This window comes from Sphingomonas sp. PWP1-2, from assembly GCF_049898305.1.
GTDB classification, from domain to species: domain Bacteria; phylum Pseudomonadota; class Alphaproteobacteria; order Sphingomonadales; family Sphingomonadaceae; genus Sphingomonas; species Sphingomonas glacialis.
Genome location: NZ_JAFCXM010000001.1, coordinates 912390 through 938349, shown reverse-complemented (window position 1 = coordinate 938349; position 25960 = coordinate 912390). Strand labels below are relative to the sequence as shown.

Sequence of the window (25960 nt, the reverse complement as noted above, 5' to 3'; positions counted from 1 at the left end):
GAGAGCCCCGAATGACCGACAAGCCACTCGCCAATCAAGTTGCCCTCGTCACTGGCGCAAGCCGCGGGATTGGCGCTGCGACCGCACTCGCGCTCGGCGCGGCGGGCGCACATGTCGTGATCACGGCGCGCACCGCGGCGGGCCTCGAGACCGTCGAGAACGCGATCTTCGACGCGGGCGGATCGGCGACGATCGCGCCGCTCAACCTGACCGAGACCGATAGCATTGCGCGCCTCGGCACCGCGATCGGCGAGCGCTGGCCCGCGCTCGACATCATGGTCCTAAACGCCGCGATGCTCGGGCAATTGTCCGCCGTCCCAGCGATCGACGCCAAGGAGATGGCGCAGGTCCTTACGCTCAACGTCAGCGCGCAGGCCGCGCTGATTGCGGCGTTCGACCCGATGCTGCGCAAATCGGCGCACGGCCGGGTGATCGGCCTCACATCCAGCGTCGGGCGCAAGCCGCGCGCCTATTGGGGAATGTATGGCGCATCGAAGGCGGCGTTCGAGACGCTGCTTTCGGCGTATGGCGACGAAATGGAGCTGATCAGCAAGGTCCGCACCGCGATCATCGACCCCGGCGCGACGCGCACCGCGATGCGCCACAAGGCCTATCCGGGCGAAGACCCCAAGTCGGTCAAGGATCCGTCGGTGGTGGCGGATCGGATCGTCGCTTTGCTGACCGAGGATTTCGCGACCGGACATTTCGAACGCGTCGAATAGAGCGCACGAGTCGAATAGAGTTCCCCTCACGCTTCCAGGAGGGAAGCCCTCAAAACTCCCCTCCCGCTTGCCGGAGGGGCTGGGGGAGGGAAGCGAGGCACGCCCCTCCCCTAACCCCTCCCGCAAGCGGGAGGGGAAATCTTCACCAGCGTGACATGCGCGACGTCGATCCCGCCGCCGCGAAAACCGCCTTCGCAATACATCAGATAATAGCGCCACAAGTCGATGAACGACCGGTCGAACTTGTCCGGCAACCGCCCGGCCGCGACCGCATCATCGAACGCCGCACGCCAGCGCCGCAGCGTCTCGGCATAATGCAGCCCGAAGGTGCGATTGTCTTGCCACTCGAGCCCTTCCGCCTCGGCCAGCGCGCGAAAGCGGCTCTCCGACAGCAGCATTCCGCCGGGAAAGATGTAGCGCTGAATGAAATCGACATTCTCGGCATAGGCCGGGAAGATCGCGTCATCGATCGTGATGTACTGCAACGCCGCGCGCCCCCCGGGCTTGAGCGCGCGCGCGACCGCGGCGAGATAGGCCGGCCAATATTCCTGCCCGACCGCTTCGACCATTTCGATCGAAGCGACCGCATCGTATTCGCCGGTAACGTCGCGATAGTCGATCCGCGACACCGTCACGTCGCTCAAGCCGGCCGCCGCGATCCGCTGCTGCACCGCCAGATCCTGCTCGGCCGACAGCGTGATCGCATCGACGCTGAGCCCGCGCCGCGCTGCGGCTTCCGCACACGCGCCCCAGCCACACCCGATCTCGAGCACGCGGTCCCCCGGCGCCACCGCCAGCCGGTCGAGGATCGCGTCGATCTTGGTCGCCTGCGCGGCCTCTAGACTTTCCGCCGCCGACACCGGCTCGGCGAACAAGGCGCTCGAATAGGTCAGGCTCGGGTCGAGCCAGACGCGATAGAAATCGTTGCCGAGATCGTAGTGGAATTCGATGTTTCGCCGCGCACCAACTCGCGAATTGCGCCGCCGACTGTTCGCCATACGCCGCAGCGTGCGGATCACCCCGCCCGAGCGCGCGGTGCCGCCGAGCGTCACGCGGTTGCGCATGAACAGCTCGAACAGCACGGTCGGATCGGGGCTCGCCCATTCGCCCTTGGACCAGGCGACGTACCAGCCCGCCGATCCCCCCGTCGCCAGCCGCAGCAATGCGCGCCAGCTGCGCAGATCGACCACCGCCGCCGGCCCCGGCGCGCGGCCGCCCAGCAACCGGTCGCGCCCGTCGGGCAAGTGCGCGGCAAGCGATCCCGCGACCAGACCCGCGTCGATCCGGTCGAGCAGGCGGTGAAACAATTTCGAGAAGGCCCCAAGCATCGCGCGCCCCCTCGCATCCATGCCCGCGTACCGCAACGGGATTTTCAGCGCGCCTGGCGTGCCGCCTCGAGCGCCCGCTCGCGTGCCTCGCGATGCCCGATGATTTTTGCGGGGTAGCCACGCGGGAGACAGCCGGCCTCTTCGGGATCGTGGACGGCATCGCCCTTGATGCCGGCAAGCTCGGGCACCCACTCGCGGATATAGTCCCCGGCATCGAATTTCGGCGACTGGACGAGCGGCGCCATAATCCGCACGAACATGTTCGAATCGATCCCGGTGCCTGCGGTCCATTGCCAGTTGACCGCGTTCGATCCGTAATCGGCATCGACCAGACAATCCCAGAACCAGCGCTCGCCCTTGCGCCAGTCGATCAGCAGATGCTTGATCAGGAAGCTCGCGGTGATCATCCGCACGCGGTTGTGCATCCAGCCCGTCGTCCACAACTGGCGCATCCCGGCATCGACGATCGGATAGCCGGTGCGGCCCTGCTGCCACGCCTCGAGATCGGCGTTGGCGGCTTTGCCCGTCCGCCAGGCGAGGTCATCGAGCGCGTCGCGACCGTTCTTGGTGCCGTAATCGGGATATTGCTGGATGACGGTCTGCGCATAATCGCGCCACCCGATCTCGCTGAGGAAGACATCGACCGAGCCCCCCGCATCGGCGACCGCGTGCCACACTTGCGCCGCCGACACTTCGCCGAAATGCAGATGCGGCGACAGTCGCGAGCTGCCCTCGACCGAGGGCAGGTTGCGCGTCTCGTCATAGCGGTCGGCAAGATCCGCGAACGCCTTCAGGCGTTTGCGTGCGCCCTTTTCGCCCGGCGTCCATTCCTTGCCGAACCCGGTCGACCAGTCGGGCTTGGTCGGAAGCAGGTCCCAGTCGGCCAGCGAATCGCTCTTCGGCCAGTGCGCCGGCGCGGGGATATGGGCGGGCACGCGCGTCGGTTCGGGCGGCGGCAGCGTCGACTTCAATGCGCGCCAGAATGGCGTGAAGATCTTGTACTGCCCGCCCGAGCCCGTCGTCACCGAGCCCGGCGGCGCGAGATAATTGCCGTCGTGGCACGCCAGATCAAGCCGCTTCGCCACCGCGCGCTCGGCATTGCGCCACCACGGCTCGAAATGGCGGATCGCATGGACGCGTTTCGCCCCGGTTTCCTCTGCGAGCTTGGCGAGTTCGACATCGCACACCCCGCGCCGCAGGATCAGCCGCGATCCCTTCGCGCGCAAAGCGGCATCGAGGCTTTCGAGGCTGTGATGCAGCCACCAGCGCGACGCGCCGCCCATCGCATAGTGTTTCGGCGTGTCGTCATCGAGCACATAGACCGGGATCACCGCCCCATCCTCGATCGCGGCGAGCAAGGCGGGCTGGTCGGCGAGCCGCAAGTCGCGGCGCAGCCAGAGAAGAACGGGATCGGTCAAGCATTGCCTCACAAACGAACGGGAGCGGCACCTCTTTAGGCACCCTGCCCCGCTTTCGTCATGCTCAACTTGACGGGAGCGCCATCGTTCCCGGAGTGGCGCGCGCCGCGTGATATGCGCGCCCCAAGGTCAGGATCACCGCGACATGCGTCGCGGCGAGCGCGCGGACATCGTCGCCATACCCGCCCCCGACCGTGCTCGCGAGCGCGATGCCGCGCGTCGCGGCGGCTTCGGCGATGAAGCGGTCGCGCGCAACAAGCCCGTCGGGTGTCAGCGCGAGCCGACCGAGTCGGTCGCCCGCGAGCGGATCGATCCCCGCCTGATAGAGGATCAGGTCGGGCCGATAGTCGCGGATCAGCGGCAGCAGCGTCGCTTCGAGCGTCGCGAGATACGCGCCATCGCCGATCCCGTCGGCAAGCGGCACGTCGAGGCTCGAACGGGCTTTCCGCGCCGGGAAGTTCTTCTCGGCATGGATCGAATAGGTCGCGATCCCCGGTCGGCCGGCGGTGAGTGCCGCGGTGCCGTCACCCTGATGCACGTCGCAATCGACGATCAGCACGCGTGCGACATCGCCCTCCTCGACCAGCCGCACCGCCGCGATCGCGAGATCGTTGAACACGCAATACCCAGCCCCGGTCTCGGCGAGCGCATGATGGCTCCCGCCCGCACTGTTGGCGGCAAACCCGCGCTCGAGCGCGAGCCGTGCCGCGAGCCACGTCCCCGCCGGCACGACCTGTGCGCGCGCCGCGACGCTCGCCGTCACCGCAAAGCCGATCCGCCGCTCTTTTTCCCGCGGCACGCGGGCTTCGAGTACCTCGGCGACATAGCCGGGATCGTGCGTCGCCTCGAGCCAGTGGAGCGGCATCGGCTCGGGTTCGTGCCAGTCGATCGCACTCCCATGCGTGCGCAGCAGGTCGCGAATCGCGGCATTCTTGCTGAGCTGGCTCGGGTTGGCCGCCTGGCCGTTCGCAACATAGGCTGGGTGATGGACGACCGCGATCATCCCCCCTAGGTAGGAGCAAACACGGCATAGACCAGATGGAGAGCAGCGTGACCGATCCGTATGTGCGCCCCGATGTCGCGGGCTTCCTCGCTTTCCTCAATAATATTCCCGGCCCCAAGATGCACCAGCTCGAGGCACCCGCCGCGCGCGCGACCTATGCCGCGATGAAGGACATTGCCGATCCGCCGGTCGGCGAGCTCGCGACGATCACCGACCTGAAGATCCCCGGCCCTGCCGGCGACATTCCCGCGCGGCTGTTCGACACCGCTGCGACGCGCGCGGCAGGGCCGCTCGTCCTGTTCTTCCACGGCGGCGGCTTCGTGATCGGCGATCTCGACACGCACGCGAGCTTCTGCGCCGAAGTCTCGCGTAGCCTCGACTTGCCAGTGCTCGCGGTCGATTATCGCCTCGCCCCCGAAAGTCCCTGGCCCGCCGCACCAGACGATTGCGAGGCGGCGGCACGCTGGGCGGCGGCGAGCCCTGAGGCGCTCGGTCGGTCGGTCACCGGCCTGATCGTCTGCGGCGACAGCGCCGGCGGCAATCTCGCAATCGTCACCGCGGTGGCGCTGCGCGATGCGCCCGCCGCGGTGCCGGTGATCGCGCAACTCCCCTTCTATCCCGCGACCGACACGAGCCGCGAATATCCGTCCTACACGCAGTTCGCCGACGGCTTCCTGCTGACGCGCGACAGCATGGAATGGTTCAACGCCGCCTATCAGGCCGAAGCCGAGCATATCCGCACGTCGCCGCTCAAGGGCGACCTTGCGGGCATGCCGCCCGCGGTCGTGGTGACCGCGAGCCTCGACCCGATCCGCGACCAGGGCCGTGCCTACGCCGCGGCACTGGCGGAGGCGGGCGTTCCGGTCGTCTTCCGCGAGGCGGTCGGCAACATCCACGGTTTCATCACGCTGCGCAAAGCGATCCCGTCCGCGGCGGAGGATGTCGCTGGTGCGCTGGCCGCCGCAAAAACGCTGATTGCCGAAGCCCTTTAATCCCCCCCTCCGGGAACCGGGGAGGCGGACAGCCAGCCTCCTTCAGGCTGGTTTTGAAGGGGGGCCGCCACACGCGTACCGCTCGCGGATAGCCCCCCTCCACCCCTCGCTGAATGCTCAGGGTTCCCCTCCCCCGCTCCGCGCGGGAGGATTTCCTAACGAAAGTCCCCAATGACCGACCCCACCACCTTGCCTTATCGCCCCTGCGCCGGAATCATGCTGCTCAACGCCGACGGCCTCGTCTTCGTCGGCCAGCGGATCGATGCCGAGGTCGAAGCGTGGCAAATGCCGCAAGGCGGGATCGACGATGGCGAGGACCCCGAGGCCACGGCTTTGCGCGAGCTCGGCGAGGAAACCGGCATCGCACCCAAGCATGTCGAACTGATCGCTGCCGCGCCGCACGAACTGTTCTACGATCTCCCCGAAGAGCTCGTCGGCCGCGTCTGGAAAGGCAAGTGGCGCGGGCAGCGGCAGCGCTGGTTCCTCTACCGTTTCCTCGGCAGCGACGCCGATATCGACATCGCGACCGAGCATCCCGAGTTCAAATCCTGGCAATGGATCCGCCCCGAGACGCTCCCCGACGTCATCGTCCCCTTCAAGAAGACGCTGTACGAGGACGTCCTCGCCGCCTTCGCGCCGCATCTGTCCTGACGCGGTGCCAGGGGTGGAGCGTACCGCGCAGACCGGCTAGACCGAGCCTATGGTGGGGATGACAGAAACAGACCGCGCGGCCGTCGCCTATGTCGCGACGCAGCCGATGCTGGCACAGGTCGAGGCTTGGTCGGCGATCAACAGCGGCACGCGCAATCTGGCCGGGCTGGCGGCGGTGGCCGAACAGCTCGCGGTGGCGTTCGGCGCGCTGCCGGGGGAGCTCGCGCTCGTCACGGGCGACACCGCCGAGAGCGTCGCCGCCGACGGGACCGTCACCACGCTCGATCACGGCAAGCATTTGCATCTCGTCGTCCGCCCCGATGCGCCGGTGCAGCTGCTGCTGACCGGCCACATGGACACGGTCTATCCGGTCGACCACGCCTTCCAGACGCTGACCTTCCGCGATGACGGTACGCTCAACGGCCCGGGCGTCGCCGACATGAAGGCCGGGCTCGCGGTGATGCTCGCGGCGTTGAAGGCGGTCGAGGTGAGCCCGCTCGCAGCGCGGATTGGCTATGAAGTCGTCATCAATTCCGATGAGGAAACCGGCTCCTTCTCCTCCTCGGCGCTGATCGCGCGCGCGGCACGCGGCAAGCTCGCCGCGCTGACCTACGAGCCCGCTCTGCCCGACGGCACGCTCGCGGGCGCGCGCGGCGGCACGGGCAATTTCTCGATCGTCGTCACCGGCAAGAGCGCGCATGCCGGCCGCAACCCGGACGAAGGCCGCAACGCGATCGTCGCGGCGTCGGATCTCGCGGTGCGGCTGTTCGCCGTCCGCTCGCCCGCGCTCGCGGTCAATCCCGCGCGGATCGAGGGCGGCGGGCCGAACAACGTCGTGCCCAACCACGCCGTGCTGCGGATCAATTTCCGCCCGGCCGACCATACCGAAATCGCGCGCGCGCAGGCGGCCATCGACACGCTGGTGGCCGAAGTCGCCGCCGCGCACGACGTGACGATCGCGGTCCACGGCAGCTTCAACCGCCCGCCAAAACCGATCGACCCAGGCGCCGCCAAGCTTTTCGCGCTCGTCAAGGAATGCGGCGCCGCGCTCGGCCTCGATATCGCGTGGCGCGCGACTGGCGGAGTGTGCGACGGCAACACGATCGCGGCGTGCGGCGTCCCCGTGGTCGACACGATGGGCGCGCGCGGCGGCGCGATCCATTCGACCGACGAATTCCTCATCGTCGATTCGCTCCCCGAACGCGCCGCGCTCTCGGCGCTGACGATCCTGCGCCTTGCCGAAAAGGGCTTATTGTGACTCACGTGATCCGCGCCGCGCGCGACAGCGATCTCCAGCCGCTCTACGAAATGGCCAAGCTCACCGGCGGCGGCTTCACCAATCTCCCGCCCGATCGCACCGCGCTCAAGGCCAAGCTCGATCGCAGCGCCGCCGCCTTCGCCCGCAGCGACGATGGCAAGGCCGACGACCTGTTCGTGCTCGTGCTCGAAAACGTCGCAACCGGCGAGGTGCGCGGCACCTGCCAGATCTTCACGCATGTCGGTCAAAGCTATCCCTTCTACAGCTATCGCCTCGGCACGCTGACGCAACACAGCAAGGAGCTTGGCCGCACCTTCCGCGCCGACATGCTCGGGCTGACCACCGATCTCGAGGGCTGCAGCGAAGTCGGCGGGCTGTTCCTCCATCCTGGCGAGCGCGCCGGCGGACTCGGCATGCTGCTCGCGCGCAGCCGCTACCTGTTCATCGCGGCACATCGCGCGCGCTTTGCCGATCGCGTGCTGGCCGAACTGCGCGGGATCATCGACGAAGCGGGCGGATCGCCCTTCTGGGACGGGCTCGCGGGGCGCTTCTTCGGGATGAACTTCCAGGACGCCGATCAATTCAACGCGGTGCGCGGCCACCAATTCATCGCCGATCTGTTCCCCAAACACCCGGTCTATATCGCGATGCTCCCCGAGAGCGCGCGTGCGGTGATCGGCCTGCCGCATCCCTCGGGCCGCGCGGCGATGCGCATGCTCGAGAACGAAGGCTTCGCCTACGAGAACTATGTCGATATTTTTGACGGCGGCCCGACGATGATCGCCAAGACCGACCAGGTCCGCACCGTGCGCGATGCGCGATCGTCGCGGATCATCGCGCTCGACGGCGATGGCGGCGATCCCGCGCTTGTCGCGCACGGCCGACTCGCCGAATTCCGCTGCGCCTATGGCAATGTCCGTCCGTGCGACGGCGGCGTGGTGCTCGATCACGCCACTGCCGATGCGTTGCGCGTGAGCGAGGATTTCGTCGTGAGCCACGTCGCCCGCACCTGACCCCGGGTGTCGGGTTAACTGACAGGTAACCATCTTCGTACACGAAAACCCACGCGAAACAGCGCTTGGCCCGCTCTTTGCTTATCAGTGCTGCATGTGGACCAAGATCGCCAGCCTGTTCGTCATCAAGACCAAGTTCGAAGCCTTTGCGGTGATCTACGCGCTGGCGCTCGGCGCGGTCGAGCGCGGGGTGCACTATCTTTCGCAATATCCCGGCATCGGTGGCTGGCTGCTGTTCGCGGTCTGCCCGATCGCAGTGTTCATGGCGGGAGCCCGCATCCTCGACTCGGTCGAGCGCAACGCCGAGGCGTGAGCGCGCTTTAGACGCCAACAGGATAAGTTGATCGCGCGGCGGCGTTTCTGCACTATCTGCAACGCAGCATGACGACCCTCACCCACCTCCAGCGGCTCGAGGCCGAAAGCATCCACATCCTGCGCGAAGTCGTCGCCGAGGCCGAGCGCCCGGTGATGCTCTATTCGGTCGGCAAGGATTCGGCGGTGATGCTGCATCTTGCCCGGAAAGCGTTTTTTCCGGGCAAGCCACCCTTCCCGCTGCTCCATGTCGACACGACCTGGAAATTCCGCGCGATGTACGAATTGCGCGAACGCGCAGCGGTTGCGGCGGGGATGGAGTTGATCGTCCACCAGAACCCCGACGCGGTCGCGCAGGGGATCAATCCGTTCGACCATGGCAGCCGCCACACCGACATCTGGAAGACCGAAGGGCTCAAGCAGGCACTGACGGCTGGCGGCTTCGACGTCGCGTTCGGCGGCGCGCGGCGGGACGAGGAGAAGAGCCGCGCCAAGGAGCGGATCTTCAGCTTCCGTTCGGCCAGCCAGCGCTGGGATCCCAAGGCGCAGCGCCCCGAGCTGTGGCACCTCTACAATGCCAAGAAGGCCAAGGGAGAGAGCATCCGCGTCTTCCCGCTGTCGAATTGGACCGAGCTCGACATCTGGCAATATATCCTCGCCGAGCAGATCGAGATCGTCCCGCTGTACCTCGCCGCCCCGCGCCCGACGGTCGAGCGCGACGGGATGCTGCTGATGGTCGATGACGAGCGCTTCCGGCTCGAACCCGGCGAAGTGCCGGTCGATCGCTCGATCCGCTTCCGCACGCTCGGCTGCTATCCGCTGACCGGCGCGGTCGAGAGCCAAGCGACGACGCTGCCTGAAGTGATCCAGGAAATGCTGCTTACCACCACCTCCGAACGGCAGGGCCGCGCGATCGATCACGATCAGAGCGCCAGCATGGAGAAGAAAAAAGCCGAGGGGTATTTCTGATGGGCGCCAAGCCAGACCTCGTCGCCCCGGCGAAGGCCGGAGCCGCCGCGTTGGAGCGCGAAACGCCGGCCACCCCGCCGCCATCCGGCGACCCCGGCATTCGCCGGGGTGACGAATATACCCCCGACTCCCTCATCGCATCGGACATCGACGCGTACCTCCTCCAGCACCAGCACAAGTCGCTGCTCCGCTTCATCACCTGCGGCTCGGTCGACGACGGCAAGTCGACGCTGATTGGCCGCCTGCTCTACGATTCGCGCGCGATCTTCGCCGATCAGCTCTCCGCGCTCGAGGCCGACAGCAAGCGCGTCGGCACGCAAGGCCAGAACATCGACTTCGCGTTGCTCGTCGACGGCCTCGCCGCCGAGCGCGAGCAAGGCATCACGATCGACGTCGCCTATCGCTTCTTCGCGACCGAGAAGCGCAAGTTCATCGTCGCCGACACGCCCGGCCACGAGCAGTACACGCGCAACATGGTGACCGGCGCCTCGACCGCCGACGCCGCGGTGATCCTGATCGACGCGCGCAAGGGCGTGCTGCCCCAAACCCGCCGCCACAGCTTCCTCGTCAAGCTGCTCCGGCTGCGCCATGTCGTGCTCGCGGTAAACAAGATGGACCTCGTCGAGTACGACCAATCGGTGTTCGACACGATCGTCGCCGACTATCGCGCCTTCGCCAGCGCGATCGGGATCGAGCAGTTCACCGCGATCCCGATCTCGGGCTTTGCCGGCGACAATGTCGCCACCCCGTCCGCAGCGATGCCGTGGTACGACGGCCCGACGCTGATCGAGCATCTCGAAACGATCGACGTCGAGGCCGACGCCGCGCAAGCGCGCCCGTTCCGGCTGCCGGTGCAATGGGTCAACCGCCCCGACCTCGATTTCCGCGGTTTTTCCGGCCTGATCGCGAGCGGCAGCGTTCGCCCCGGCGATGCGGTCCGCATCCTGCCCTCGGGCCGCACCACGACCGTCGCACGGATCGTGACGATGGACGGCGATCTGCCCGAGGCGGTTGCCGGCCAGTCGGTCACGCTCACGCTCACCGACGAGGTCGATTGCTCGCGCGGCGACGTGATCGCGCTCGCCGACGCGCCGCCCCAGGTCGCCGACCAGTTCCGCGCGACGCTCGTCTGGATGTCCGAAACGCCGCTGCTGCCCGGGCGCAGCTACTGGCTCAAGCTCGGCACGCAGACCGTTGGAGCGACCGTCCAGGAACCGCGACACGCGATCGACGTCAACACGCTCGCCGAGCTCTCGGTCAAGACGCTCGGGCTCAACGATATCGGCGTGGCGGAGGTCTATACCGACCGCGACATCGTCTTCGAACCCTTTGCCGAGGGCGCCGATCTTGGCGGGTTCATCCTGATCGATCGCGCGACCAACGCGACGGTCGCTGCCGGAATGCTCGATTTCGCGCTGCGCCGCGCGCAGAACGTCCATTGGCAGGCGATCGACATCACCAACGCCGCGCATGCCGACCAGAAGGGTCAGACCCCCCGGCTTTTGTGGTTCACTGGCCTGTCGGGCTCGGGCAAATCGACGATCGCCAATCTGGTCGAGAAGAAGCTGTTCGCGCTCGGCCGCCACAGTTTCCTGCTCGATGGCGACAATGTCCGGCACGGGCTCAACAAGGATCTGGGCTTCACCGATGCCGACCGCGTCGAGAACATCCGCCGCATCGGCGAGGTCGCCAAGTTGATGACCGATGCCGGGCTGATCGTCCTCACCGCCTTCATCTCGCCGTTCCGCGCCGAGCGCGACATGGTGCGCGCGATGCTGCCGGGCGCGTTCGTCGAGATCTTCGTCGACACCCCGCTCGCCGAGGCCGAGGCGCGCGACGTGAAGGGCCTCTACGCCAAGGCGCGTGCGGGACAGATCGCCAACTTCACCGGCATCTCGAGCCCGTATGAGGCGCCCCAGCATCCCGACATCCGCGTCGACACGACGCGCGAGAGCCCCGAGGCGGCCGCCGAGCGGATCGTCGAGCATATCATGGGCGTATGGAGTCACGACCTGTGATCGATCAGACCGACGCCCAACTCGCCCGTACGGTGGCGCTCGCCGCGGGCGACGTCCTGCGCGATCTCTGCGTCGCTGGCGCCTGCCCCGATGCCGAGCTGGGCGACCGCGGTGACACGGATGCCAATACGCTGATCCTCCGACTGCTCCACGAAGCGCGCCCCGATGATTACGTGCTGTCGGAAGAAGCCGCCGACGACGGCCTGCGCTGCGCCGCGCGACGCGTCTGGGTGGTCGATCCGCTCGACGGCACGCGCGAGTTCCGCGAACGGCGCGAGGATTGGGCGGTCCACATCGGCCTCGCGATCGACGGCGTGCCCGTCACGGGCGCTGTCGCGCTGCCGGCGATCCAGCGCGTCTTCGCGACCGACGATCCACGCCAGCCTTTCGCCGCGGCCCCACAGCGCCCGCGGATGGTTGTCAGCCGCTCGCGCGCGCACCCGGTCGTGCTCGCGGTGGCCGAGGCGATCGGCGCCGAGCTCGTGCCGATGGGCTCGGCCGGCGCCAAGGCGATGGCGGTGGTGCAAGGCGATGCCGAGATCTACCTCCACGCCGGCGGGCAATATGAATGGGACAATTGCGCCCCCGTCGCAGTCGCGCTGGCGGCCGGCCTGTTCGCCGCGCGAATCGATGGCAGCCCGCTGGTCTATAACTGCCGCGACCCGCTGCTTCCCGATCTGCTGATCTGCCGCCGCGAATATGCCGAGCACGTGCTCGCGGCGGTTGCCGCAGCAACCCACCTGCTGCCCTAACCATCCATACGTCACCCCGGGCTAATCCCGGGGACCACCGGGCCGCACAGCGAGCCAGCGACGCCCTTGCTTTCGTAGCGCGACACCTCACCCATCTTCGTCATCCCGGGCTCGTCCCGGGGTCCACCGTGCCGCACAGCATGCCCGCCAAGCGCGCGTGGCACGGTGGGCCCCGGCCCAAGGCCGGGGTGACCTCGGACGCTGAGGATGGGCCCCACCGACACCCCCAGAACGCAGAAAAGCCGGGACATTTCTGTCCCGGCTCATCGCCCGCCATCCGGCGGAAATAGGTGGTGCACCCAGAGCGATTCGAACGCCCGACCCTCAGATTCGTAGTCTGATGCTCTATCCAGCTGAGCTATGGGTGCAGTGGAGTGGCGCTGTTAGCGGCGTCTTTCGGGGGACGCAAGGGCGTTGCGTCACCTTTCTTGCCAGCATAGAGAATTTATCGATGAACCAGCCGCTTTTGCCCGCCCGCCCCGCCGCTTTTGCGCTGGCCATGACCCTCATTCTCGGAGGATGCGCCGCGCAGACGTCGACGCGCTATCCCTCGCTGCTCCCGCGCGCGATCGAATCCCGCAGCGATGCCGAGCCCGAATCGCCTGTCGTGCTCGCCGAACCCGAACCCTCGACCGATTCGGCGCTGGCCGACCTGCGCAAGACGCTCGACCGCACGAGCGCCGACTTCGCGCCCGCTGCGATGCGCGCCGAGCGGCTTGCCGATGCCGCACGCGGCGACGCGCCCGGTGGCGAACGCTGGATCGCGGCGCAGACCGCGCTCGCCGAACTCGACGGTTATCGCGCAACGACGTCGGCCACGCTCTCCGCGGTCGATACGATGGCGTCGGACCGCATCACCGGCGGCAAACCCGAATATCCCGCGATCGCGACCCTCCAGACCGCGGCACAGGCCGCGCTCGAGACGCAGAGCACCCGCATCACCGCAATCTCGGCAAAGCTGCGTAGCGCCTAGCGTACGCCTTTGAGCAGCGGCAGGATCGTCGAATAATCGTCGGTCCACGGCGTGAACCCCGCGCGCACCGGGACCGCCCCCCATGCCGCATTGCCGCGCTGCAACGCCGCGATGATCTGCGGATCGTGCGACAAGGCTACCCATTGCGACTTGGTCGCGCCTGCCGCGTTGGCCTGCGGCGGACGATAGAAGAGCTGGACGGCGTGCCACCCCCCGACCTCGGCAGCGCCCGCAACGACGGGTTCGAGATCGAGGAAGCGGTTCGAGATGTGCACCAGCAACAGCCCGCGCGGCGCGAGCACGCGCGCATAGTTCGCGAACGCCTCGCGCGTCATCAGGTGCATCGGCACCGAATCGGACGAGAAGGCATCGAGCGCGAGGAAATCGAGCGATCCGCTCGCCGCGTGCGCAAGGTTGAGCCGCGCATCGCCGAGCACCACCGGGGCATCGGGCAGGCAGCGCGACAGGAAGCTGAAGCGCGTCCGCGCGATTCGGACGATCGCCGGATCGATCTCGTAAAACCGCCAGTCCTGTCCGGGCTTGGCATAGCAAGCCACCGTCCCTGCCCCCAACCCGACGATGCCGACACGTGCCGCCGGCCCGTACAGCGCCGGGACCGCCTGCAACGCTTGCCCGATGCCAGCACCAGGGACGTAATAGGTCGTCGCGGTCCGCTCGCGCGCGGGCGTGCCGAGCAGCTGCAGGCCATGCACCGTCGTGCCATGCGCGAGTTCGCGTTCGCGCGGGTTTCCCCGGACGGTGTAGATGCCGAAATAGCTGCGCGTGCGCGCATCGGGCTCGAGCGAGATCATCACCGCGTGATAGCCACCGAATGCGATCAGCGATCCGAACATGGCAATCGCGAAAGCACGACGCGATCCGATCGTCAGCAAGCCGAGCGCCACCATCACCATCAGCGTGATGTGCTGCGTCGGTCCGGGGCGACCGATCGGGCCGGGATAGGTGAGCACGAGCGCCACGAGCGCGACGACCGCGATCGCCACAACATAGAGCAGGATCCGCTGCCGCTGCGCATTGCCGTCCCACAACCGCGCGACCACACCGAGCAAGGCGCGTTGCGGCGTCAGCACCGCCGCGGCGAGAATCAGGATCGGATATTCGTAGGTCCAGTCGAACAGCAGCGGCGCGAGCAGCGCCGAGAACACCCCGCCGAGCGCCCCGCCGACCGACATCGCGAGGTAGAACCCGGTCAGCCGGTCGGGCTCTGGCCGCAGCCGGTACATCGCGGTGTGGAGCGCGACCGAGACGAGGAACAGCACCGCCAGCGCCATGATCGCGCCGAGCATCGGCATCCCGGCCATCCCACCGACGAGCAAGCCGCCGAACAGCAGCATCGCGATCGGCGCGATTCGCGTCTGGATATCGGCGGTGGTGCGGTCGCTCGCAAACGCGATCGTGAAGCTCAGCAGATACAGCCCGAGCGGGAGCACCCACAGCAGCGGCATCGCGACGATATCGGTGGTGATCAGCGTCGAGGTCGCGAGCATCAGGCCCGACGGGACGAACGCCAGCAGGATCCAGTGCGCAACGCGTCGCCGACCCGGCGCGGGCGACGTGGCGCGCGGCGCTGCATCGGCCACCGGCCCGCCGCGCGGCAGCGTCGCCGCGCACAGCGCCACCAGCAACCCGACCAGGATATAGCCGCTGCTCCACACCACGCGCTGCCCGTACAGCGCGAGCCCGGGCTCGACGAACAGCGGATAGGCCAGCAGCCCGGCAAAGCTGCCGAAGTTCGACGCGGCGTACAGCGCATACGGATTGTCGCCGTGCCGCGTCAGGCTGAACCAGCGCTGCAGCAGCGGTGCCTGCGCCGAGATCGCGAAGAACAACGGCCCGATCGATAGACCAAGCAGCCACGGCACCCAGATCGCGGGCTGCGCGGTCGGGCTCGGCTGGAGCGCGGTGAGCCCGATCGGCAGCCACAACCCCGCGACGAGCAGGACGCCGAGATGCGTCATCGCCTGCGCGCGCGGGTTCATCCGCCCGAGCCAGTGCGCATAGCCGTACCCGGCGAGCAGCAGCGCCTGATAGACGAGCATCGCCGAATTCCACACCGCCGGCGCGCCGCCAAGCCGCGGCAGCGCCATCCGCGCGACCATCGGCTGGACGAGGAAGAGCAGGAACGAGCTTGCCAGGATCGTCAGCACGAACAGCGGCCGGGCAAGGCGCATGGGAGCTCGGAGGGTCGTCATGCGGTCGGCCGATCGATTCGATAGAGGATGTGGCGCCGGAGCGGATCGCTCACGGCAAGATCAGGACGGTCGAAATCGCCACCCACGACGCGCGTCATGCCGAGCCGCTCCATCAGCCCCCAGCTGCGCGTATTGGCGGGGACGGTGATCGCGGTGACACGCGGAATGGTGAGGTTCGCCCAGCCCCAGGCGAGGCTCGCCTCGGCCGCCTCGCGCGCATAGCCCTGCCCCCACGCATCGCGCGCGAGCCGCCACGCAATCTCGGTTTCGCCTTCGAGGAAGCTGTCGCCCGGCTTGATCCCGCAGAATCCGATGAACGCGTTATCGGCACGACGTTCGACCGCCCAGAAGCAATAGCCATGCGCCGCCTGGCACGCGACCATCCGGTCATGCCCCTCGCGCGCGGCGTCGATACTCAGCGGCGGGCCGAGATAGCGCATCACCTCGGGGTCCTGCCCCATCGCGTGCAACGGCGCGATATCGCTTTCGCGCCAGCCGCGCAGGATCAAGCGCTCCGTCTCGATCATGCGCGTGGACGGTCGATCACGTAGACCACGCTGTCGCGCAGCCGGTGCCCTTTGGCAAAGGCGGGATGCTCGAAATCGAGCGCGGGCGCGGCGTGCATGCCGATCCGCTCCATCAGCCGCTGGCTCGCGACGTTCACGCGGGCGGTAATCGCGCCGACTTGGGCGTCGCGGCAGTTCGGCCACCCCCAGGCGAGCACCCCCGCCGCTGCCTCGCGTGCATAGCCCTGCCCCCAGTGCGCGGGCCCGAACATCCAGCCAATCTCGAGCGCGCTCGCCAGCGGCGTTTCGGGGTTACCGCGCTTCAGCCCGCAAAAGCCGAGCGGCACATCGTCCAGCCTGCGCTCGACCAGCCAGAAGCCGAGGCCTTCGCTGCGATACCCGTCGTGCCGCGCGATCGCGGCATCTGCCGCCGCTGCGTCCATCGCCGGCGCGAGATCGGCCATCACCTGCGGATCGCCGAACCAGCCGTGCAGCGTCGCGCGGTCGCCCGGTCCGGGGACGCGCAACCGCAACCGCTCGGTCTCGACGACCGCGTCGCTCACGCGCCCAGCAAGCGCGCCGCGTGCGCCGCGTGATAGGTCAGCACGCCCGAGCAACCCGCGCGCTTGAACGCCATCAGCGTCTCGAGCACCATCGGGTCGCGCTCGGCGGCGCCCGCCGCGACCGCCGCCTCGATCATCGCATATTCGCCGCTGACCTGATACGCGAACACCGGCACCTCGAACGCCGCCTTCACGCGCGCGACGATGTCGAGATAGGGCAGCCCGGGCTTGACCATCACGCTGTCGGCGCCCTCGGCGAGGTCGAGCGCGACTTCGCGCAGCGCTTCCTCGGCATTGGCCGAGTCCATCTGATAGGTCTTCTTGTCGCCCTTCAGCAGCCCGCGCGAGCCCACCGCGTCGCGGAACGGGCCGTAGAACGCGCTCGCATACTTGGCCGCATAGGACATGATCTGGACGTTGTGGTGCGCATCAGCCTCGAGCGCCTCACGGATCGCGCCGATGCGGCCGTCCATCATGTCCGAAGGGGCAATGATGTCCGACCCCGCAGCTGCCTGGTTGAGCGCCTGCGCGACCAGCGCATCCGAGGTCGCGTCGTTGAGCACATAACCTGCCGCGTCGAGCAACCCGTCATGCCCATGGCTGGTATAGGGATCAAGCGCGACATCGGTCAGCACGCCCACTTCGGGGACCGCGTCCTTGAGCGCCTTCACCGCGCGGCACATCAAATTGTCGGGATTGATCGCTTCCTCGCCCGTCGCGCTGCGCAGATGCCCCGGCGTATTCGGGAACAGCGCGACGCACGGAATGCCGAGATCGCGCGCTTCACGCCCGCGGGCGACGATCCCGTCGACCGACCAGCGCGACACGCCGGGCAGCGAGGCGATCGGCTCCTCGACGCCGGTGCCTTCGGCGATGAACAGCGGCCAGATCAGATCGGCGGGGGTCAGCACCGTCTCGGCATAGAGCCGCCGGCTCCAGGCCGAGGCGCGAGTACGACGAAGGCGAAGCGCTGGATATTGGGCGGTCATGTTGCGCGTTCTGGAACCTCGCGCGGGCGGGCGCAAGCGGTCTTGCGCGTCAGCTCGACGGGTGCAGCCGCCCCGCGGGTTCGGCCGAGCTCGGCACCTGTTCCTGCGCGCGCTCCGCCGGCACGACGAGCCGCTGGTTGCGCCAGCCGCCATAGCGATAATAGCACAGCGCCATCACGAAATTGGCGCACGAGCCGAGCGGGAAGCTCCACCACAGCGCATCCGCGCCCATCGTCGGCTGGAACAGCAGCGCAAAGCCGATCCGCACCGGATACATCGCGACGAACAGCATGATCAGCGGCGCCCACACTGCCCCGTTCGCGCGGACGGTCGAGAACAGCACCATCGTCATGCCGAAGATGATGAAGTTCCAGCTCGCCAGCACCTGGATATGCCGCGCGATCGCAATCGCCGGGCTCTCGCCACCGAGGAACAGCCCCATCACCGGCCGGTCGAACGCGATGATCGCGAGCACCATGGTCGAGGTCAGCACCGCGCTGAAGATCAGCCCGGCGCGTGTGATCCGGTCGACCCGGTCCCAGAAGCCCGCACCGATATTCTGCGCCGCCATGCTGCTCACCGCAGCGCCGACCGCGAGCGCGGGCATCTGGATATAGCCCCAGAGCTGGAGCGACACGGCGTAAGCGGCGGTCGTCTCGATCCCGTAGCGATTGACGAGCCCGGTCATCGTCAGCGCGGCGACCGACATGACGAGCATCTGCGCACCCATCGGCAGGCCCTTCGACAGGATCGTTCGAGTCAGCGCTAGGCTCGGGATGAGGTAGGACAGTTCGTGCCCGCGCAACCGGATCGGCAGGTCGCGCGCATAAACGTAGGCAAGCAGCCCGAACGCCGCGACGTGCGAGGCGATCAGCGTCGCGGTCGCCGAGCCGGCAATCCCCATCGCCGGCATTCCGAACCAGCCGCGGATGAACACCGGGTTCAACCCGCTATCGAGCAGCACGCTGAGCAGCGTGAACCACAGCGGCGTGATCGAATCGCCGATCCCGCGCAGCGCCATGCTGAGCAGCACGAGCAGCATCGACGCCGGCAGCCCGAGGAAGATTACGCGCAGATAGGCGAGCGCGAGCGGCATCGCGCTCGGCGGCGTTGCGAGCACGCGCAGGATGTCGGGGGTGAAGATCCAGCCGAGCGCCGCGACCACCACCGCGCCGCCCATCACCAGCCCGATCGACGCGCCGAACGCGCGGCGCGCCGCCTCGACATCGCGCCGCCCCATGCTCTGGCCGATCAGGATGGTCGAGGCCATGCCGAAGCCGAACACCAGCGCGAACATCAGGAACATGATCGTATTGGCATTGGCGGTCGCCGCAACCGCGCCCTCGCCGAGAAAGCGCCCGACCCAGATCGTGTTGATCGAGCCGTTGAGCGACTGAAGGATGTTCGAGCCGAGCGTGGGGAGCGCAAACGCGAGCAACGTCATCGCGATCGGCCCGGTCGTCAGGTCGCGCTGACCGCGGCGCGTCGGGGAGCTTGCCATCGTCGTCTCTACTCCCCTTCGTCACCCCGGCCTTGTGCCGGGGTCCACCCTGCCGCGAGAGCAACGCTGCCCGCTCGTGTGTCACGGTAGACCCCGGCACAAGGCCGGGGTGACGACTATCCGATTTCAGCCCAGCCGCTCGAGCGCCGCCGTCAACCGCTCGGCCTCGGCGGACTTCTCGGCGTAATCGGCGCGCGCCTTCTCAACCGCCTCGGGCTTCGCGCGTTCCACGAAGCTCGCATTGCCGAGCCGTCCGGCGAGCGCGTCGCGCTCCTTGGCGGCGGCGGCAATGCCCTTGGTCAGCCGCTCGCGCTCGACGGCGAGATCGATCACGCCCTCGAGCGGCAGCACGAAGGTCGCGCCATCGACCACCACCTGCAGCGCGCCACCACCGGGCGCATCCTGCACCACGCTCGCCCGCGCGAGGCGGGCGATCACCGTCGCCTGCCGCTCGAGCCGCGCGAGCGTTTCCGCATCGGCATCACGGACATGCATCTGCATCCGCGTGCCCGGCGCAATGTTGACCTCGGTCCGCGCGGCGCGGATTTCCGACACCAATCGGATCAGCCAGTCGATCTCCTTGCTCGCCGCCGGATCGAGCGAGCGCGCATCCGCCATCGGCCATTTCGCGACGATCAGATCGTTCTCGCGCGGCCCCATCGCGTGCCACAGTTCCTCGGTGATGAACGGCATGAACGGGTGGAGCAGCACGAGGATCTGGTCGATCACCCAGCCCGCGACGCGCTTGCTCTCGGGATCGATGCTGCCCTTTTCGTCGCCGTCGAACACCGGCTTGATCAGCTCGAGATACCAGTCGCAGAAGCGGCTCCACACGAACTGATAGACCGCATTCGCCGCGCCATCGAAGCGCAGATCGGCGAGCGCGAGATCGACCGCCTGGACGCAACCGATCGTCTCGGCGATGATCCACTTGTTGACCGCAAGCTCGGCCGCGGGCGCTTCCATGTGCGTACTCGCGACGATGCCGTTCGACTGCGCGAAGCGGCATGCGTTCCACAGCTTGGTGGCGAAGTTGCGATAGCCCTCGACGCGCTTCTCATCCATCTTGATGTCGCGGCCCTGGCTCTCCATCGCCGCCATGAAGAAGCGCAGCGCATCGGCGCCGTACTGGTCGATCAGCCCGAGCGGGTTGACGACATTGCCCTTCGACTTCGACATCTTCGCGCCGTCCGCAGCGCGAACGAGGCCGTGGAGGTACAGCTTCTTGAACGGCACATCGCCCATGAAGTGGATGCCCTGCATCATCATCCGGGCGTCCCAAAAGAACAGGATGTCGAAGCCCGAGATGAGCACGTCGTTGGGGTAGCGACTATGCAGCGTTGGCGAGGTTTCCTCGGGCCAGCCCATCGTCGCGAACGGCCACAGCGCGGAGGAGAACCACGTGTCGAGCACGTCGCTATCCTGCCGCAGCGCGACGCCCTCGCCGGCCTGCGCCTGCGCTTCGGCCTCGGTCAGCGCGACGTAGATCGACCCATCCTCGGCGAACCACGCCGGAATCCGATGCCCCCACCACAATTGCCGCGACACACACCACGGTTGGATGTTCTCCATCCAGTTGAAGAAGGTCTTCTCCCACGTCTTGGGCACGATCTGGATCGCGCCCGACCGCACCGCCTCGATAGCGGGCTTCGCCAAGGTCGCCGCATCGACGTACCATTGGTCGGTCAGCCACGGCTCGATCACCACGCCCGAGCGATCGCCGTACGGCGTCTGGATCGTGCGCGGCTCGGCGTCGTGCTCGACGCCGTCCTTGTCGGTGTGCGCGATGAGGAAGCCCTCGGCCTTCAGCCGCGCGACGACCGCCTTGCGCGCCTCCGCCGTGGTCAACCCGAGCAGCTCGGCCGGGATCAGCCCGTCGGACACCTGGACGACCTGCGCCTTGGCATCGAGCATGTTGAGCATCGCGTTCGCCGCGATCCCGGCGCGCTTGCCGACCTCGAAATCGTTGAAGTCATGCCCCGGCGTGATCTTGACCGCGCCCGACCCCAGCTCGGGATCGGCATGGTCGTCGGTCACGATCGGGATCAGCCGCCCGGTGATCGGCAGCTTGATCTGCTTGCCGACGAGATGCGTGTAGCGCTCGTCGGCCGCGTTCACCGCGACCGCCATGTCGGCGAGCATCGTCTCGGGTCGCGTCGTCGCGACCTCGATGAAGCCCGATCCGTCGGTCAGCGGATAGCGCAGATGCCAGAAGCTCCCCTTGATCTCGCGCGTCTCGACCTCGAGGTCGCTGATCGCCGTGCCGAGGCCCGGATCCCAGTTCACCAGCCGTTTGTCGCGATACAGCAGGCCTTCATTGTGCAGGTCGACGAACACCTTCAGCACGGCCTTCGAAAAGCCCTCGTCCATCGTGAAGCGCTCGTTCGCCCAGTCCATCGAGCAGCCGAGCCGTCGGAGCTGCTGCGTGATCTCGCCGCCGCTCTCTTCCTTCCATTCCCACACCTTCGCGACGAACTCTTCGCGAGTGAAGTCGGTGCGCTTCTGTTGGGCGGAGGCCATCTGGCGCTCGACCACCATCTGCGTCGCGATGCCGGCATGGTCGGTGCCGACCACCCACAGCGCATCCTTGCCCTGCAGCCGCGCATGCCGCGCGAGAATGTCCTGCAGCGTATTGTCGAGCGCATGGCCGATATGGAGCGAGCCCGTAACGTTGGGCGGCGGGTTGACGATCGTCCACGGCTCGGCGCCGGGGCGGTCGGGCCGGAACAGCCCGTTCGTTTCCCAATGCGCGTACCAGCGCTGCTCGAGTTCGGCGGGGTCGAAGGTTTTGGAGAGCTCGGTCATAGCCTGCAAGCTTTAGCCGCGATGGCACAAAAGAAAAGGGCGGCCCGTACGGACCGCCCTCAAGGATCGCAGCATTGTCCCCCACGCCGTTCGGGCTGAGCGTGTCGAAGCGCTGCCCTCCCGACGTCCGGCGTTCCGGGTGGAGAGGTGCCCTTCGACACGCTCAGGGCGAACGGAGGGGGAAGGTAGCGCAGCCCGGTCAGACCGCGTCGTGCGGGACGGTCTTCGGGGCTTCGATCGCCTTGGCGGGCTTGGGTGCCGCCTGCAGCTGCCCGGCCTTGCTGCAATCGCCACTGCTCTGCGAGACGACCTTGGGCTCGGCAGTGCCGTAGGCCGTCATCTGATAGCTCTGCGTGCAACCGCCATTGCTCGAGCTGTACGCGGTGAACGAGTAGCTCGCCCCCGACGGCATCGCCTTGAGCGCCGCCTTGTCGATCTTGCCGCCCGCCGGCGCCGCCGCCTGCAGCGCGGCCGCTTGCTGCAGCATCACCGCTGCCTGGCGATCCATGTCGGCGAAGATCTGGTCGAACCCGACGAACGGCGATTCGATCAGCGCGACCGGAATCGCGCGCTCGACCGGCATCAGCGCGATCCTCGGCGGCGTATCCCCGGCATAGCGGACCTGCGCCACGGTGCCGTCGGGAAGATTGACGTTCATCACGTGCGTCGCGCGCTCGGCGGCAATCGCGCTCCCGGCCAGCGCACACGTGCCGAGCCCGGCGAGAAGGATCTTCGAAAACGGAGTCATCGGATGGTTTCCTCGGTTGGTTGAAGACGGCGGAAAGTCTATCCCACCAACCTGAACGCCAGATGAAACACTCCGCCGCCACGCGGCATTGTGACGGCATCATTGAACCGAGGAGCCGCCATGCGCATCGAACTCACCGTGCTTGCCTGGGGGTGTATCCTGGCGCTGGTCCACATCTTCGCCGCGGTCATCCTCAAGACGCAGCTCTACGGCACCGCCTGGAACGCCGGAGCACGCGACGCGGCGATGCCACCGCCGCCGCCGCTCATCGCCCGGCTCGATCGCGCCCAGCGCAATTTCTTCGAGACCTTCCCACTCGTCGTCGCGGCGATCGCGCTGCTCGGCATCACCGGGATCGAAACGCGCTGGACCGCGATTGGCGCCGTCGTATGGCTCGGCGCGCGGATCGCCTATCTGCCGATCTACGCCGCCGGCACGCCCTATGTCCGCACGCTCATCTTCCTTGTGAGCGTGGTCGGACTGCTGATGATGCTATGGCCGATCCTCGTCGCGCCGCTTTTCGGGTAAAGCTCCGAGCCGGCGCGGCGGTCAGCCGCCCTTCCCGCCGGATGTGCCGGCCGGACGCGGCGCGATCGCGCCGCCGGTGTATTTCCCCATCCAGCCAAGCACTTCGCGATACCATTGGCGGCTCTCATTGGGCTTCTGCACCCAGTGGCTCCCGCCTGGATACACCACCAGCCGCGACGGAATGTCGCGCCGCTGCAGCGCGGTGAACGCCGCGATCCCCTGCGTGTACGGAATGCGATAATCGCCCTCCGAGGTGATGACGAGCTGCGGCGTCTTCCACGCGGTCACATGGTTGACCGGGTTCCATTTCTCGAACGCGGCGGGGTCTTCGTAATAGGCCTTGCCGCCATGCTCCCACTCGTCGAACCACAGCTCCTCGGTCTCGTACGCCATCGCGCGCGCGTCGAACACGCCGTCATGCTGGACGATGCACTTGAAGCGATCGGGCCAATTACCCTCGATCCAGTTCATCATATAGCCGCCGTAAGACGCCCCCAGCGCGCAGGCATTGTCGCCGTCGAGCCAGCTGAACTTGGCAGTCGCTGCAGCAAGGCCCTTCTGCAGATCCTCGAGCGGCCACCCGCCCCAATTGCCCCGGATCGCATCGGTGAAGGCCTGCCCGTACCCGGTCGACCCGTGGAAATCGACCGCGACGAGGCCATAGCCAGCGCCCGCGAACACCGCCGGGTTCCAGCGATACGACCAGCTGTTGTTGCTCGACCCCTGCGGGCCGCCGTGCACCATGTACGCGACGGGGACCTTCCCGGTGCTGCCCGCAGGCTTGACCGCATAGCCCCATACCGTGTCGGCGTTCGCACCGGTGAAGCTGAACTTGGTCACGCTCGGCATATCGATGCCGGCGAGCTTGGTCGCGTTGACCGCGGTCAGCCGCGCGGTCTTGGTGCCCGTGAGCCGGTAGAAATCATCAGGCGCGGTCAGCGAATTCATCGCGAACACTACGCCGCTCGCGGTCGGCAGCACCGCCGTGACGTTGCCCGCCTGCGTCAGCCGGGTGACCTTGCCGCTGACCGGCGAAACCGACCAGATCGGGTTTTCCTGCGTGTCCTCGGCGGTGACGAGGATCGTCTTGCTGTCGGGCGACCACGCGATCGACCCGATCGAGCGATCCCAATCCTGCGTCAGCGCGCGGACCTGCCCGCTCGCCAGATCGCGCAGCATCAGCACTTGCCGATCGGCTTCATACCCAGCGCGCTTCATCGCGACCCAGGCGAGCGATTTGCCATCGGGCGACACCGTCGGAAACGTGTCGGTCCCCGTGTTCGCCGCGGTCAGATTCGTCGGCGCGGCCGACCCATCCGCAGGCGCCGCGAAGATATCGAGATTGGTCGACAGCGGTTCGATCCGCCCCGCCTCGCGCAGCGCGAAGAAGACGGTCTTGCCGTCAGCGCTCCACGACACTTCCTCGCCACCCCCGAACGGCTTGGACGGCGCGTCGCCGACGAGCGCGCCTTCGATCGGAACGCCGTTGCCGGTCGCGCCGGCGGGCGTCAGCGGCAGGACAAACAGTTGCGAGCGCGTCCCGTCGGACCAGCTCGCCCAGTGCCGCACGAACATCTGGTCGTACACGCGGCCGTTGCCGGCGTTGGCATCCTTCTTGACCATCGCCGGCTCGAGGCTCGGCGCGCCGGGACGGCGATCCGCCCAGACGAGCAGCTTGTGGTCCTGCGGCGAGACCTTGAAGCCGCCCATCCCGCCCTTGAATTGCGTCAGCCGCGTCGCCGTGCCGCCCGCGATGCCGATCGACCAGACCGCGTCGTCGCCGCCTTTATCCGATTGGAAATAGACCGTCCGCCCGTCGTGCGAGAATTGCGGTGCGGTCTCATTGACCTCGGCCTCGGCGGCAAGCCGCTCAGGCGCAGCGCCCGCGCGCGCGAGATCGAGCCGCCACAGGTCGAAGCGCCCGCCGTCGATCGACAAGTCGGTCTCGCGCTGCTGCCATACGAGCCAGCGCCCGTCGGGCGAAACCGCAGGCGCCGAGACGCGCGACAGCGCGACGACATCGTCGATCGTGAGTTGGCGGGCAGCTGCGGGAACAGCGACGAAAGCGGCGCTCAAGGCGGTCGCGGCAAGAAGCATCTTCATGGCGGCAGGTTACAGCAGAACGCAGCTGCCGCCGCAATCGGGTCTAAGCGGGCAGGTCTTACTTCCCCGTGATCCGATCGATCTCGCGCGCGACCATTGCCTCGACCATCGTCGGGAGATTGGCGTCGAGCCAGTCGCGCAGCATCGGCCGCAACATCTCGCGCACCACGCCCTCGAGCGTGTCCGATCCGGTCACCTCGGGCTTGACCACCAGCCGCGACAAAGCGTCGAGCGGGCTGCGCGAGGCTTCGGCGGTGCGCGCCGACAGCAGCGATTCGGGGCTCGGTTCGGGCGCGACCGACGCCGGCACAGGCTTGGCGGCCACCGCTACAGGCTCCGCCGCAGGCGCTGGCGCAGGGCGGGGGGCAGGCTCGCGTGCATATTCCGGCTCATGGACGGGCTCGCTCAGCTCGAGGATGTCGTGATCGAAGGGTTCCGCTTCGGAGCGCGGCGGCAGCGAACGCGGTGGGCGCTTGCTGCGGCCTGGCGTCGCGTCGTTTTCCTCGGCGATGATGCGCTTGATCGACGAAAGGATGTCTTCCATCGATGGCTCCGCGCTCAGATCACCCATTACCGCATTCCTAGTTTGTGCGTA

The 25960-nt window shown here is 67.6% G+C and carries 23 protein-coding genes and 1 tRNA gene; 11 read left to right on the top strand and 13 right to left on the bottom strand.

Annotated elements, in window-relative coordinates; translation table 11 throughout:
- Nucleotides 1–11 precede the first annotated feature (11 nt).
- Nucleotides 12–722, top strand: coding sequence for an SDR family NAD(P)-dependent oxidoreductase (locus ACP7C5_RS04600; RefSeq protein ID WP_354289010.1), 711 nt, complete (start codon nucleotides 12–14; stop codon nucleotides 720–722).
- 110 nt (nucleotides 723–832) lie between these two features.
- Here the strand turns inward: ACP7C5_RS04600 and ACP7C5_RS04595 are convergent, their stop codons facing one another.
- The 3 genes from ACP7C5_RS04595 to ACP7C5_RS04585 all read right to left on the bottom strand — a co-directional run bounded on the left by ACP7C5_RS04595 (nucleotide 833) and on the right by ACP7C5_RS04585 (nucleotide 4471).
- The gene (locus ACP7C5_RS04595; protein ID WP_426263333.1) at nucleotides 833–2050 is read right to left on the bottom strand and encodes a class I SAM-dependent methyltransferase; all 1218 of its coding nucleotides are present in this window, start codon (nucleotides 2048–2050) and stop codon (nucleotides 833–835) included.
- A gap of 44 nt (nucleotides 2051–2094) precedes the next feature.
- Nucleotides 2095–3468, bottom strand: coding sequence for a cryptochrome/photolyase family protein (locus ACP7C5_RS04590; protein ID WP_426263332.1), 1374 nt, complete (start codon nucleotides 3466–3468; stop codon nucleotides 2095–2097).
- Between the two features lie 64 nt (nucleotides 3469–3532).
- Complete coding sequence (locus ACP7C5_RS04585) at nucleotides 3533–4471, bottom strand: histone deacetylase family protein (RefSeq protein WP_426263331.1); 939 nt, start codon at nucleotides 4469–4471, stop codon at nucleotides 3533–3535.
- 35 nt (nucleotides 4472–4506) lie between these two features.
- On the opposite strand from ACP7C5_RS04585, the gene ACP7C5_RS04580 reads away from it, so the two are divergent.
- The 8 genes from ACP7C5_RS04580 (at nucleotide 4507) to ACP7C5_RS04545 (ending at nucleotide 12436) form a co-directional block, all read left to right on the top strand.
- Complete coding sequence (locus ACP7C5_RS04580) at nucleotides 4507–5463, top strand: alpha/beta hydrolase (RefSeq protein WP_426263330.1); 957 nt, start codon at nucleotides 4507–4509, stop codon at nucleotides 5461–5463.
- A gap of 171 nt (nucleotides 5464–5634) precedes the next feature.
- Nucleotides 5635–6114 carry an RNA pyrophosphohydrolase gene (locus ACP7C5_RS04575; protein ID WP_189675169.1) on the top strand — a complete coding sequence of 160 codons (480 nt, stop codon included), beginning with the start codon at nucleotides 5635–5637 and terminating at the stop codon, nucleotides 6112–6114.
- 49 nt (nucleotides 6115–6163) lie between these two features.
- Nucleotides 6164–7372: a hydrolase gene (locus ACP7C5_RS04570; protein ID WP_426263329.1), complete on the top strand. Its 1209-nt coding sequence runs from the start codon at nucleotides 6164–6166 to the stop codon at nucleotides 7370–7372.
- Entirely contained in the window at nucleotides 7369–8385 is a 1017-nt protein-coding gene (locus ACP7C5_RS04565) for an arginine N-succinyltransferase (RefSeq protein WP_189675171.1), read from the top strand. Before ACP7C5_RS04570 ends, ACP7C5_RS04565 begins: the two co-directional genes overlap by 4 nt.
- A gap of 94 nt (nucleotides 8386–8479) precedes the next feature.
- Complete coding sequence (locus ACP7C5_RS04560; RefSeq protein WP_426263328.1) at nucleotides 8480–8698, top strand: hypothetical protein; 219 nt, start codon at nucleotides 8480–8482, stop codon at nucleotides 8696–8698.
- Nucleotides 8699–8766: 68 nt separating this feature from the next.
- Complete coding sequence (gene cysD, locus ACP7C5_RS04555; RefSeq protein WP_426263327.1) at nucleotides 8767–9666, top strand: sulfate adenylyltransferase subunit CysD; 900 nt, start codon at nucleotides 8767–8769, stop codon at nucleotides 9664–9666.
- Nucleotides 9666–11684: a sulfate adenylyltransferase subunit CysN gene (gene cysN, locus ACP7C5_RS04550; protein WP_426263326.1), complete on the top strand. Its 2019-nt coding sequence runs from the start codon at nucleotides 9666–9668 to the stop codon at nucleotides 11682–11684. Before cysD ends, cysN begins: the two co-directional genes overlap by 1 nt.
- Entirely contained in the window at nucleotides 11681–12436 is a 756-nt protein-coding gene (locus tag ACP7C5_RS04545) for a 3'(2'),5'-bisphosphate nucleotidase CysQ (protein ID WP_426263325.1), read from the top strand. The genes cysN and ACP7C5_RS04545 overlap by 4 nt, the downstream gene beginning before the upstream one ends.
- A 291-nt stretch (nucleotides 12437–12727) precedes the next feature.
- On the opposite strand, the gene ACP7C5_RS04540 is transcribed toward ACP7C5_RS04545, so the two are convergent.
- Nucleotides 12728–12804: transfer RNA gene (locus tag ACP7C5_RS04540), tRNA-Arg, on the bottom strand.
- A gap of 131 nt (nucleotides 12805–12935) precedes the next feature.
- On the opposite strand from ACP7C5_RS04540, the gene ACP7C5_RS04535 reads away from it, so the two are divergent.
- Complete coding sequence (locus ACP7C5_RS04535) at nucleotides 12936–13409, top strand: hypothetical protein (protein ID WP_426263324.1); 474 nt, start codon at nucleotides 12936–12938, stop codon at nucleotides 13407–13409.
- On the opposite strand, the gene ACP7C5_RS04530 is transcribed toward ACP7C5_RS04535, so the two are convergent.
- The 7 genes from ACP7C5_RS04530 to ACP7C5_RS04500 form a co-directional block, all read right to left on the bottom strand.
- Nucleotides 13406–15601, bottom strand: coding sequence for a spermidine synthase (locus tag ACP7C5_RS04530; protein WP_426263323.1), 2196 nt, complete (start codon nucleotides 15599–15601; stop codon nucleotides 13406–13408). The two genes, ACP7C5_RS04535 and ACP7C5_RS04530, sit on opposite strands and share 4 nt — an antisense overlap.
- A gap of 17 nt (nucleotides 15602–15618) precedes the next feature.
- Nucleotides 15619–16149 carry a GNAT family N-acetyltransferase gene (locus tag ACP7C5_RS04525; protein ID WP_426263322.1) on the bottom strand — a complete coding sequence of 177 codons (531 nt, stop codon included), beginning with the start codon at nucleotides 16147–16149 and terminating at the stop codon, nucleotides 15619–15621.
- Complete coding sequence (locus ACP7C5_RS04520; RefSeq protein WP_426263321.1) at nucleotides 16146–16691, bottom strand: GNAT family N-acetyltransferase; 546 nt, start codon at nucleotides 16689–16691, stop codon at nucleotides 16146–16148. Before ACP7C5_RS04520 ends, ACP7C5_RS04525 begins: the two co-directional genes overlap by 4 nt.
- Nucleotides 16688–17680 carry a porphobilinogen synthase gene (hemB, locus tag ACP7C5_RS04515; protein WP_189675178.1) on the bottom strand — a complete coding sequence of 331 codons (993 nt, stop codon included), beginning with the start codon at nucleotides 17678–17680 and terminating at the stop codon, nucleotides 16688–16690. Before hemB ends, ACP7C5_RS04520 begins: the two co-directional genes overlap by 4 nt.
- 49 nt (nucleotides 17681–17729) lie before the next feature.
- On the bottom strand, nucleotides 17730–19181 hold the full coding sequence (locus tag ACP7C5_RS04510; RefSeq protein ID WP_426263320.1) for an MATE family efflux transporter: 1452 nt from the start codon (nucleotides 19179–19181) through the stop codon (nucleotides 17730–17732).
- A gap of 126 nt (nucleotides 19182–19307) precedes the next feature.
- A complete protein-coding gene (locus ACP7C5_RS04505; RefSeq protein ID WP_426263319.1) occupies nucleotides 19308–21986 on the bottom strand; it encodes a valine--tRNA ligase in 2679 nt (892 codons plus the stop codon).
- A 199-nt stretch (nucleotides 21987–22185) separates the two neighbouring features.
- On the bottom strand, nucleotides 22186–22734 hold the full coding sequence (locus ACP7C5_RS04500) for a hypothetical protein (RefSeq protein ID WP_426263318.1): 549 nt from the start codon (nucleotides 22732–22734) through the stop codon (nucleotides 22186–22188).
- A gap of 120 nt (nucleotides 22735–22854) precedes the next feature.
- On the opposite strand from ACP7C5_RS04500, the gene ACP7C5_RS04495 reads away from it, so the two are divergent.
- On the top strand, nucleotides 22855–23262 hold the full coding sequence (locus tag ACP7C5_RS04495; RefSeq protein WP_426263317.1) for an MAPEG family protein: 408 nt from the start codon (nucleotides 22855–22857) through the stop codon (nucleotides 23260–23262).
- Between the two features lie 21 nt (nucleotides 23263–23283).
- On the opposite strand, the gene ACP7C5_RS04490 is transcribed toward ACP7C5_RS04495, so the two are convergent.
- Nucleotides 23284–25365, bottom strand: coding sequence for a prolyl oligopeptidase family serine peptidase (locus ACP7C5_RS04490; RefSeq protein WP_426263316.1), 2082 nt, complete (start codon nucleotides 25363–25365; stop codon nucleotides 23284–23286).
- Nucleotides 25366–25423: 58 nt separating this feature from the next.
- A complete protein-coding gene (locus ACP7C5_RS04485; protein WP_426263315.1) occupies nucleotides 25424–25936 on the bottom strand; it encodes a DUF2497 domain-containing protein in 513 nt (170 codons plus the stop codon).
- Nucleotides 25937–25960 lie beyond the last annotated feature (24 nt).